The following is an 11,334-nucleotide window of genomic DNA, read 5'->3' as shown; positions in this document are numbered from 1 at the left end:
TTGGGACCAAGGGGTCGCAGGTTCGAATCCTGTCTTCCCGACCATTTATGGGGCCTTAGCTCAGCTGGGAGAGCGCCTGCCTTGCACGCAGGAGGTCAGCGGTTCGATCCCGCTAGGCTCCACCAATTAAACTGAATAATTGTAACGAATAATATGGCGGTGTAGCTCAGCTGGCTAGAGCGTACGGTTCATACCCGTGAGGTCGTGGGTTCGACTCCCTCCGCCGCTACCATATAAGTTACATTTGTTATAAATATACGGAGGAATACCCAAGTCCGGCTGAAGGGATCGGTCTTGAAAACCGACAGGGGTGTTAAAGCCCGCGGGGGTTCGAATCCCTCTTCCTCCGCCATTTATTTATATCATATTCATATCATCGCGGGGTGGAGCAGTTCGGTAGCTCGTCGGGCTCATAACCCGAAGGTCGCAGGTTCAAATCCTGTCCCCGCAACCAAAGTGGTCCCGTGGTGTAGCGGTTAACATGCCTGCCTGTCACGCAGGAGATCGCGGGTTCGATTCCCGTCGGGACCGCCATTTTGTTTGGCTCGGTAGCTCAGTTGGTAGAGCAAAGGACTGAAAATCCTTGTGTCGGCGGTTCGATTCCGTCCCGAGCCACCATTTTAAGACGGCGATTGTGGCGAAGTGGTTAACGCACCGGATTGTGGTTCCGGCATTCGTGGGTTCGATTCCCATCAGTCGCCCCATCTTAAGTAACGCGGGTGTAGTTTAGTGGTAAAACCTCAGCCTTCCAAGCTGATGTCGTGAGTTCGATTCTCATCACCCGCTCCAAAAATGGGCCTATAGCTCAGCTGGTTAGAGCGCACGCCTGATAAGCGTGAGGTCGGTGGTTCGAGTCCACTTAGGCCCACCATATTCCACAGTAGCTCAGTGGTAGAGCTATCGGCTGTTAACCGATCGGTCGTAGGTTCGAGTCCTACCTGTGGAGCCATACGGAGAAGTACTCAAGTGGCTGAAGAGGCGCCCCTGCTAAGGGTGTAGGTCGTGTAAGCGGCGCGAGGGTTCAAATCCCTCCTTCTCCGCCAGTCGTTTTAAATTTAAATATGGCCCGTTGGTCAAGCGGTTAAGACACCGCCCTTTCACGGCGGTAACACGGGTTCGAATCCCGTACGGGTCATCTCAAAAAGGTTTGCATATATGCAAACCTTTTTTATTTGCGCTTTTTTAAAGATTAAGTAAACAGAAATAATAGTTAGGAATAATTACCATGAATTTTCAGAATAAAAAGTAAGTTTTAAGCAGGATTTTCCCTATATCATATGGAATTATTCATAAAGTAATAAAGTATGAAGAGTATGGAATAAAGAGTAATTTTAAAGAACATTTATTCTATTATATTTGTAGAAAAGGTTTATGTTTTTACTGTAAAAGGGAATGAGTGGTAAGAAGCGTATATTATGTGCGTATATTATGTTTGAAGTTAAAGGGGTGGCAAAAGTGAATCTAGCGGTTCAGCCTACTGAATTTGATGTTCATTTGTATCACGAAGGAAACTTATTTCGCAGTTACTCTATTTTCGGTGCGCATCAGGTAACGGTAGAAGGAATTGAAGGCGTACGATTTTGCGTGTGGGCACCTCATGCAAAGGGTGTAAGCGTTGTAGGTGATTTTAATAAATGGAATGGCTTTCAACATTCAATGGTTAAAGTTAATGAAGAAGGTATTTGGATGACATTTATCCCTGAATTAGAACAAGGGACTATTTATAAATATGAAATCATCACACAAAGCAATCAAAAAAAATTAAAAGCAGATCCATACGCTTTCTTCAGTGAAGTGCGTCCGAACACTGCGTCTATTGTTTACTCATTGGATGGGTACAAATGGAACGATCAATATTGGCGTAGAAAGAAAAAACAGCAAAATATATATGAAAGACCCCTGTGTATTTACGAGCTGCATGCAGGGTCTTGGAGGACTCATGAAGATGGCAGCCTTTATACATATAGTGAATTAGCACAGGAGCTTATTCCTTATATTGCTGAACAAGGTTTTACACATATTGAGTTATTACCAGTCATTGAGCATCCGCTCGACCGATCCTGGGGATATCAAGGAATTGGATACTATTCTGCTACCAGTCGATACGGTACACCTAAAGAGTTGATGAACTTTATAGATGAGTGTCATCAAAACAATATAGGGGTTCTTTTAGACTGGGTACCCGGGCATTTTTGTAAGGATGAACATGGTCTGTATATGTTCGATGGAGAACCTACTTATGAATACAAACAAGAGCCCGATCGTGAAAACTACGTTTGGGGAACAGCTAATTTCGATTTAGGAAAGCCTGAAGTACAAAGTTTTCTGATTTCGAACGCTTTGTTTTGGTTGGAGTACTTCCATATAGATGGATTTCGAGTAGATGCTGTAGCCAATATGCTTTATTGGCAAAATTCTTCTGGAAAAGCAGTGAATGATGGAGCTGTCAGCTTCTTGAAAAAGTTGAATGAAGCTGTTTTTGAATCTGATGAAACGATATTAATGATGGCAGAAGATTCAACGGACTGGCCGCTTGTTACAGCACCTACGTATGAGGGCGGTTTAGGCTTTAATTATAAGTGGAACATGGGATGGATGAATGACGTTTTAACCTACATGGAAGCTGGCGTGGAAAGGCGTCCCTATCTTCACGATAAAATGACCTTTTCACTAATGTATGCGTTTAACGAAAACTTTATTTTGCCGCTTTCTCATGATGAAGTCGTACATGGGAAAAAATCATTACTTAATAAAATGCCAGGTGATTACTGGCGCAAGTTTGCACAGCTTCGACTGCTATATGGATATTTCTTTGCACACCCTGGGAAAAAGCTTTTATTTATGGGCGGAGAGTTTGGCCAATTTGATGAGTGGAAAGATTTAGAGGAGTTGGATTGGATGCTTTATGATTTTGATATGCATCGCAATCTTAACGGATATATGAAGGATCTCATCAAGATTTATAAGAGAAGCAAGCCTTTATATGAATTAGACCATAATCCAGATGGATTTGAATGGATTGATGTTAACAACCATCATCAACAAATTTTCTCTTTTATTCGTAAGTCGAAAGAAAATCAGGAGATTTTTATAGTTGTTAGCAATTTTTCTGAGCATCCATATCATTCTTACAAAGTTGGAGTTCCAGTTGAGACAGAGTACATTGAAGTTATTAACAGTGATGACGAAGTGTACGGCGGTTCAGGCATTGTAAATAAAAAGGCATTAAAATCAGTGGATGAATCGTTTCACGGCCAACCTTTTTGCATTGAAATGAATATTCCGCCGTTTGGTATTAGTATACTGCGAGCAAAGAGAAAACGAGGGGAGAGAAAACAACATGTTAAAAAAGAAATGCGTAGCGATGTTATTGGCAGGAGGAAAAGGTAGTCGGCTAAGTTCACTTACAAAAAATCTAGCAAAGCCAGCTGTACCATTTGGTGGTAAATATCGAATTATTGATTTTGCTTTAAGTAATTGTACAAATTCAGGTATTGAAACAGTAGGTGTGTTAACACAATACCAACCGCTAGTTCTCAATTCATACATTGGAATTGGAAGCGCTTGGGATTTGGACCGACGGAATGGTGGCGTCACGGTATTGCCTCCATACGCGGAGTCAGATGGAGTAAAGTGGTATAAAGGGACGGCTAGCGCTATTTATGAAAATTTAAACTATTTAACACAATATGATCCTGAGTACGTACTGATTCTATCAGGTGATCACATTTATAAAATGAACTATGAAAATATGCTTGATTATCATATAAACAAAGAAGCAGACGTAACGATTTCTGTTATTGAAGTACCTTGGGAGGAAGCGAGCCGTTTTGGTATTTTAAATACAAATAGTGACCTAGACGTAATGGAGTTCGATGAAAAGCCTCAGCGTCCTAAAAACAATCTAGCTTCCATGGGGATTTATATTTTTAAATGGAGTATTTTAAAAGAATATTTAGAAATGGATGCACGCAATCCATATTCAAGCCATGATTTTGGTAAAGATGTTATTCCGCTTTTACTAGATGAAAAGAAAAAGCTAATTGCATACCCTTTCCAAGGTTATTGGAAAGATGTGGGAACTGTAAAAAGCTTGTGGGAAGCGAATATGGATTTGTTATGTGATAAAGACGAGCTTAATTTATTTGACTCTTCATGGAAAGTATACTCTGTTAACCCTAATCAGCCTCCTCAATATATCGCGCCAAACGCCTGCGTGGTGGAGTCATTAGTAAATGAAGGGTGCGTTGTTGAAGGAAACGTAGAGCAGTCCGTGTTATTTCCAGGTGTACAAATCGGCTCAGGTTCTGAGGTCAAGAAAACGGTTGTCATGCCTACTGCAAAGATAGGTTCTAACGTATATATTGAAAACGCAATTGTTCCATCGGACATTGAAGTTCCAGACGGTACTATTATTCGACCGACCAAAGGAAGCGAAGAAGTAATTCTTGTTACTCAAGAATTGATTGAATCAGTTGCTAAATGCATTTAACGAACAGAGAGGATGAACGACATTGAATAATCAAATGCTTGGTATTATTGATGCTTGTACAAACACAACAGCGCTGCAACCTTTAACCTTTTATAGATCGATTGCTGCCATTCCTTTTGCAGGGCGCTATCGATTAATCGATTTTACGCTTTCTAATATGGTGAACTCTGGAATTTCGAGCGTTGCCATTTTTCCTCGTGATCGCTATCGCGCATTGATGGATCATATAGGTTCAGGAAAAGAGTGGGATTTGGATCGGAAGCGAGATGGATTGTTTATTTTCCCTCCTATGACAAGTGATTTACACTTAGAAAGTCCATCACTATTCACGCAGTTCCGTTATCATATTGATTATTTCTTAAGAAGTAAGCAGGAATACGTATTAATTGCGAATAGTTATACGATATGTACAGTTGACTTTGAGCACGTGCTGCAACGTCATATTGCTTCAAATGCAGATATTACTGAAATGAAGCAGGGTGATAAATCGCTTAATATGTATATTATTAATAAATCTATTCTAGTTAATATTTTGCAAAATGAATCCCATGATTTTTATACGATTAAAGAAATGGTTCGATATATGGCACAATCTCATCGTGTAGAAAAGTATGAGCACCATGGATATACGGCTGAGATTTCTAGCTTAGATGCCTACTATAAAACAAGTATGGAAATTTTATCTCCAGATGTCTGGAAGCAGTTATTTATCAACGAACGTCCTGTTTTCACTAAAGTAAAAGATGAACCGCCTACTCGTTACGCAAAAAAAGCGGTTGTGAAAAACTCAATGATCGCAAACGGGTGCGTGATTGAAGGGCATGTGGAAAATAGTATTATCTTCCGAGGCGTTAAAATTGGAAAAGGTACGGTCGTTAAGAATAGCATTGTGATGCAAAAAGGCGTTATCTTAGAAAATAGTGTATTAGAAAATGTTGTTTTAGACAAAGATGTGAAAATAGGAAGTAATGAAACGTTGCTAGGTGAGTCAGGATTACCTAGAGTCATTGCTAAAGGAACAACTCAAGGAGCGTTGATGAAGTCGTGAATGTATTATTTGCTGTATCAGAATGTGTACCTTTTATTAAAACAGGAGGATTAGCAGACGTAGCTGGTGCCCTGCCTAAAGAATTAAAAAAGTTAGGAACGAACGTATGTGTAGTCATGCCAAAGTACGGAACGATTCCTCAACATTATCAAGATGAAATGGTGCTTGAAAAAGTTATTCATGTGCAGGTTGGGTGGAGAAGACAGTACTGCGGAATTGAATCGTTAACGATGGATGGCGTTAAATATATTTTCATTGATAATGAATATTATTTTAAAAGAGATAGCTTATATGGGCACTACGATGACGCTGAACGATTTGCTTTTTTCAGCAGAGCTGTGCTTGAAGCTATCCCATTTTTAGAGAATGAGCCTGATATTATTCATTGTCACGACTGGCATACGGCTATGATTCCATTTTTACTTCGTGCTAATTATGATATGTATGATCATATTCAGACGGTCTTTACGATTCATAACTTGCAATTCCAAGGAATCTTCCCTAAGAGCAATTTATATGAGTTATTAAATTTAAATGAATATTATTTTACTACAAGCCAGCTCGAGTTTTATGGGAACATTAATTTTATGAAAGCTGCTCTTGTATCAGCTGATAAAATTACCACGGTAAGTCCTACATATCGAGATGAAATTCAAATGCCATATTACGGAGAAAGTTTAGATGGGTTATTGCGTCAGCGAAATCAAGATTTAATTGGGATTGTAAATGGAATCGATGAAGAAGCTTATAGCCCAGACGCAGATCAGCTTATATCTTATCCTTATTCGGTAGAAGAGATTGAAGGAAAATATAAAAATAAAAAAGAGCTCCAGCGCTATCTTGAATTAGAAGAAAATAAGGATGTTCCAATTATTTCGATGGTTACAAGGTTAACTCAGCAGAAGGGATTGGATTTAGTTAAGCACGTTTTCCATGAGACGGTTAACTTAGGAGCCCAAATTGTTATTTTAGGAACTGGAGAATACGAGTTTGAGCAGTTTTTCCGTGAGATGGAAGATACGTACCCGCAACAAGTAAAAGCCATTATTGGTTTTAATGAGGAACTTGCTCATAAAGTTTATGCCGGTACGGATTTATTTTTAATGCCTTCCCGTTTTGAGCCTTGCGGACTCGGACAATTAATAGCCTTAAAATATGGAACCATTCCAGTCGTGCGTGAAACGGGCGGCCTGAATGACACGGTCAAAGCTTATAATGAATATAGCGGAGAGGGAAATGGCTTCTCTTTTAAGAATTATAATGCTCATGACATGCTTCATACGTTAGAAAGAGCTGTTTCATTTTATCACCAAAAAGATGTATGGAAAAAATTAATGATGGATGCTATGAGTCAGGATTATAGCTGGGGGCAATCGGCATTTAAATATAATCAATTGTATTCAAATTTGACATCTACTCCATCGTGAAAGGGTGAGCAGATTGTTCTCTGATAAAAAAAGCTTTCAAGAGGCTTTTTTAAAAAAGCTGGAAATGACATATGGAAAGAGCTTTAAAGAATCTACTGTTCAAGATCACTATCATACATTAGGAAATATGGTGCGAGAGTATATTAGCAGCGATTGGATTTCAACCAATGAAATTCATAGGTCTTCACATACAAAGCAAGTGTATTATCTTTCTATCGAATTTTTATTAGGCAGACTATTGGGTCAAAATCTGTTGAACTTAGGAATTCGGGAAGTTGTAAAAGAAGGATTAAGTGATCTGAATATTTCACTTGAAAATATTGAAGAGATAGAAGTAGACGCAGGATTAGGAAACGGCGGATTAGGCAGGCTTGCTGCTTGTTTTTTAGATTCTCTTGCTTCACTTAATCTTCCTGGCCACGGTTATGGGATTCGCTATAAACACGGTTTGTTTGATCAAAAGATTGTAAACGGCTTTCAAATTGAGCTCCCAGAACAGTGGTTAAGGCATGGGAATTCATGGGAAGTACGCAAATTAGATCAAGCCATAGAAGTGAACTTTTGGGGCGAAGTTGAAATGGTACAGGAAGACGAAAAATTCTCTTTTCGTCATGTAAAAGGAGAACCCGTCTCTGCTGTTCCTTATGACATCCCGGTTATCGGGTATAAAACAGATACAGTGAATACACTTCGCCTTTGGAATGCGGAGCCTTCATCATTTCCAGTACATAAAGATGTGATGGAGTATAAGCGTCAAACAGAGGCTGTATCAGAATTTTTATATCCAGATGATACACATGAAGATGGTAAAATATTAAGATTGAAACAGCAATATTTTCTTGTGTCAGCTAGCTTACAAAGTATTATCAGAGCACATCGAAATACCTATCAAACACTTACAAACTTTCACGAAAAAGTAGCCATTCATATTAACGATACGCATCCTGTACTTGCGATTCCTGAGCTAATGAGAATTTTATTGGATGAAGAAAAAATGGAATGGGAAGATGCATGGCATATTACGTCCAATACCATATCATACACAAATCATACGACTCTTTCTGAAGCCCTTGAGAAATGGCCGATTGATTTATTTCAACCCTTGCTTCCACGCGTGTATATGATTATTGAAGAAATTAATGAGCGCTTTTGTAAAGAATTATGGGAATCATATCCAGGAGACTGGCAGCGGATTGAAAATATGGCTATTTTAGCACACGGGTTAGTAAAGATGGCTCATTTAGCAATTGTGGGAAGTTATAAAGTAAACGGTGTAGCAAAGATTCATACTGATATTTTAAAAGAACGAGAAATGAAAGATTTTTATCAGTTTTATCCTGCTAAATTTAACAATAAAACGAACGGAATTACCCACCGGCGCTGGTTGTTAAAAGCTAACCCGCAGCTTTCCTCCCTTATCACCGAGGTGATAGGAGATAAATGGATTAAACAGCCGCATTCTCTTATAAAGCTCCAAGAGTATGTGGAAGATCCAAGCTTTTTACAAGGACTAAAAACAGTAAAACAACAGCGTAAAAAGCTGCTTGCGGATATTATTCAAGAGCAAACGGGAATTAAAATAGATTCTAATTCTATTTTTGATGTACAGGTTAAAAGGCTTCATGCTTACAAAAGGCAGCTTTTAAATGTGCTGCACATTATGTATTTGTACAATCGATTAAAAGAAGACCCTAATTTTCAAATCGTTCCTCGTACATTTATTTTTGGTGCGAAAGCTTCTCCCGGCTATTATTATGCAAAAAAAGTCATCAAGCTAATTAACTCTGTAGCTGATGTTGTCAATAATGATCCACAAACATCACCGTTTTTAAAAGTCGTTTTTTTAGAAAACTATCGTGTGTCACTTGCTGAGTATATCTTTCCTGCAGCGGATGTCAGTGAACAGATTTCAACCGCCAGCAAAGAAGCTTCGGGAACGGGAAATATGAAATTCATGATGAACGGAGCGTTAACTCTTGGCACGATGGACGGAGCGAACGTCGAAATTAGCGAGGCAGTAGGAAAAGATAATGTCTTTATTTTTGGATTAAAAGCCGAAGAAGTGTTAAGCTATCAGCAAAATGGAGGATACCGTGCCTATGATTATTACCATCATGATAAGCGGATTCGACAAGTGCTCGAGCAGCTTACAAACGGCTTCCTGCCTGACACATATGACTTATTCGAGCCTATATATGATTCATTATTAATGCAAAATGATGAATACTATGTACTCCGTGACTTTGACTCATACGTTACGGCACAGCAAAAAGTAAACGAAGCTTATAGAAATGAAAATAAATGGCTTCAAATGAGTGCGACGAACATTGCACACTCCGGCTTTTTTTCTAGTGATCGAACGATTGAGGAATATGCATCTGATATTTGGGGAATTCACTCCACTAAAAATTTATTAAATCAATAAATAGAAAAGGTGTAGTCAAAGACTACACCTTTTTTATTTTATCTGTTGTCACCGTTTAAGAAATCACCTAAAGAACCAAGGATACTGCCTTCACCTTTACCTCCCGTTGGCGAAACTGCACTTGATAAAACGCGATCGGCTAGTCGGCTAAAAGGAAGAGATTGAATCCAAACTGTTCCTGGTCCTGACAGAGTAGCAAAAAACATGCCTTCTCCTCCAAACAGAGCTGTTTTAATTTTCCCTACATATTCGATGTTGTAGTTTACATCGCGGGTCATGGCCACTAAACATCCAGTATCCACACGAAGGCGTTCACCCGGCTGCAGCTGTCTTTTATGAATGGTCCCGCCTGCATGCAAAAATGCCAAGCCGTTACCTTCTAATTTTTGCATAATAAAACCTTCACCGCCAAAGAAGCCCGTTCCTAGTTTTTTTTGAAAATCAATGCCAACGGATACGCCTTTAGCAGCGCATAAAAAGGAGCTCTTTTGACAAATGATTTTATGATCGAGCTGCTCTAAATCGACAGGAATAATCTTGCCTGGAAAAGGTGAAGCGAAGGATACTTTTCGTTTGTGATATCCGTTATTTGTATATACCGTCATAAATAAACTTTCACCAGTTAATACGCGTTTCCCAGCTCCTTTTAGTTTATTAAACAGCCCGCTGCTGTTGGAGGAAGAACCGTCACCAAAGATGGTTTCCATCTCAATATCATCTTCCATCATCATCATTCCTCCAGCTTCTGCTATAACACTTTCTGAAGGATCTAATTCAATTTCAACAAACTGCATGTCATCTCCATACAATTTATAATCAATTTCATGTGCATTCATCATTTTCACCTCATTATTAATTCTAATCTCCTATTCATTCGATGTCATCTCCTATAGCTCCTACTAAAAATAGAAAAAAGAGTAGTATGAAGAACTACTCCTTTTCAGTGTATGGATCTTTCTCATAGGCCGGTAAATCTCCAAATATGGTCATCGTACCTTCTTCATCCAGTGCATTTTCATATCGCTCATGCTCTTTTGAAGGGTAAATAGGAAGAGGCTGTCCATATAAATCGGTAGCGGCAAAGTTTTCATAATCTTCAACGTACCCGATAGCTTCATCTGCCTCAATATAGGTTTCACTATAGTTAGACGTATCTTCTATAAAATCAGAAGGAGATTCAGACGTCCCGTAACGCGCAACGTCTTGCCAAGAATCTTCTGCGTCATATCCTGTCGTTTCGGTATCGTCATAGTCGTATTGACCAAATGGGTGATGGAGAACATTTTCTTCTACAGGTCTGTGCTTTGGAATATCCTGTGATGGGCTATGTTCTCTACAGTATAAAGTAGTTGGTACAGCCTGAAGTCTTTCAAACGAGATATCTGCTCCACATACTTTGCATGTTCCATACGTGCTGTGAGCGATTGCCTGAAGTGCTTCTTCTATTTCATGTAGCTCTTGTTTTGCATGTTCATTTAGTGCAAGGTCTTTTTCACGCTCGTATGTTTCCGTGGCTGTGTCACCAGGGTGGTTATCGTAGCTTGAAAGTTCTCCTACAGCATCGTGAGCGTCGCTTCGAGTTAGACCAAAATGATCATTTTGATCAAAATGCGATTGAATATCAGCCTGCTGCTGCTGTAAATTTTGTTTTAACTGACTGATTTCTTGTTTTGAAAGTGTCATGAAGCTCCCCCTTAAAAATTTATTGTGCTTTTGTAGTATGTGTTAAAAATTCAAAAAAACACGATTCATATTAGGAGTATTTGGGATATTCATGAAGCTAAGAGAGAAAAGGAGTGGAAAATTAAAGAAAGTTAAAGGTTATAGAAAAGGGTATGATAAAAATAACGTTCTCGAGGTCTAAGGAGTACTAAATAGATCATAAAGATTTTTGATTCATTTAATGAAAAGGCATAATTTAGACAAGCGAAATTAATTTTTT

7 protein-coding genes and 12 tRNA genes are annotated in these 11,334 nt (G+C 39.0%); 17 read left to right on the top strand and 2 right to left on the bottom strand.

Annotated features, from left to right (window positions below; all coding sequences use genetic code 11):
* Positions 1-49: 49 nt before the first annotated feature.
* The 17 genes from ACN6NE_RS09150 to ACN6NE_RS09070 all read left to right on the top strand — a co-directional run bounded on the left by ACN6NE_RS09150 (position 50) and on the right by ACN6NE_RS09070 (position 9,392).
* Positions 50-125: transfer RNA gene (locus ACN6NE_RS09150), tRNA-Ala, on the top strand.
* A gap of 30 nt (positions 126-155) precedes the next feature.
* Positions 156-232: transfer RNA gene (locus tag ACN6NE_RS09145), tRNA-Met, on the top strand.
* Positions 233-259: 27 nt separating this feature from the next.
* Positions 260-352 (top strand) — tRNA-Ser (locus ACN6NE_RS09140).
* Between the two features lie 25 nt (positions 353-377).
* Positions 378-454 (top strand) — tRNA-Met (locus ACN6NE_RS09135).
* 4 nt (positions 455-458) lie between these two features.
* Positions 459-534 (top strand) — tRNA-Asp (locus tag ACN6NE_RS09130).
* 8 nt (positions 535-542) lie between these two features.
* A tRNA-Phe gene (locus ACN6NE_RS09125) sits at positions 543-618 on the top strand.
* 10 nt (positions 619-628) lie between these two features.
* Positions 629-704: transfer RNA gene (locus ACN6NE_RS09120), tRNA-His, on the top strand.
* 11 nt (positions 705-715) lie between these two features.
* A tRNA-Gly gene (locus ACN6NE_RS09115) sits at positions 716-789 on the top strand.
* A 5-nt stretch (positions 790-794) separates the two neighbouring features.
* A tRNA-Ile gene (locus ACN6NE_RS09110) sits at positions 795-871 on the top strand.
* Between the two features lie 3 nt (positions 872-874).
* A tRNA-Asn gene (locus tag ACN6NE_RS09105) sits at positions 875-949 on the top strand.
* Between the two features lie 3 nt (positions 950-952).
* Positions 953-1,043 (top strand) — tRNA-Ser (locus tag ACN6NE_RS09100).
* A 20-nt stretch (positions 1,044-1,063) separates the two neighbouring features.
* Positions 1,064-1,135, top strand: a tRNA-Glu gene (locus ACN6NE_RS09095).
* Between the two features lie 293 nt (positions 1,136-1,428).
* Positions 1,429-3,390 (top strand): 1,4-alpha-glucan branching protein GlgB, encoded by a 1,962-nt coding sequence (glgB, locus tag ACN6NE_RS09090; RefSeq protein WP_028410449.1) that lies wholly within the window; start codon positions 1,429-1,431, stop codon positions 3,388-3,390.
* A complete protein-coding gene (locus ACN6NE_RS09085) occupies positions 3,341-4,492 on the top strand; it encodes a glucose-1-phosphate adenylyltransferase (protein WP_016765788.1) in 1,152 nt (383 codons plus the stop codon). The genes glgB and ACN6NE_RS09085 overlap by 50 nt, the downstream gene beginning before the upstream one ends.
* Positions 4,493-4,514: 22 nt before the next feature.
* Positions 4,515-5,540, top strand: coding sequence for a glucose-1-phosphate adenylyltransferase family protein (locus ACN6NE_RS09080; protein WP_025750736.1), 1,026 nt, complete (start codon positions 4,515-4,517; stop codon positions 5,538-5,540).
* Complete coding sequence (gene glgA, locus ACN6NE_RS09075) at positions 5,537-6,967, top strand: glycogen synthase GlgA (RefSeq protein WP_028410451.1); 1,431 nt, start codon at positions 5,537-5,539, stop codon at positions 6,965-6,967. The genes ACN6NE_RS09080 and glgA overlap by 4 nt, the downstream gene beginning before the upstream one ends.
* Positions 6,968-6,980: 13 nt before the next feature.
* Entirely contained in the window at positions 6,981-9,392 is a 2,412-nt protein-coding gene (locus ACN6NE_RS09070; RefSeq protein WP_016765785.1) for a glycogen/starch/alpha-glucan phosphorylase, read from the top strand.
* A 38-nt stretch (positions 9,393-9,430) separates the two neighbouring features.
* On the opposite strand, the gene ACN6NE_RS09065 is transcribed toward ACN6NE_RS09070, so the two are convergent.
* Both ACN6NE_RS09065 and ACN6NE_RS09060 read right to left on the bottom strand, forming a co-directional pair.
* Complete coding sequence (locus ACN6NE_RS09065) at positions 9,431-10,228, bottom strand: TIGR00266 family protein (protein WP_013059569.1); 798 nt, start codon at positions 10,226-10,228, stop codon at positions 9,431-9,433.
* A 94-nt stretch (positions 10,229-10,322) separates the two neighbouring features.
* Positions 10,323-11,075, bottom strand: coding sequence for a TraR/DksA C4-type zinc finger protein (locus ACN6NE_RS09060; protein ID WP_013059568.1), 753 nt, complete (start codon positions 11,073-11,075; stop codon positions 10,323-10,325).
* Between the last annotated feature and the right edge of the window lie 259 nt (positions 11,076-11,334).

It is taken from the genome of Priestia sp. 53B2 (assembly GCF_056099005.1).
Note: the sequence above shows the minus strand (reverse complement) of the source record. Positions and strands in the feature narration are given on the sequence as shown.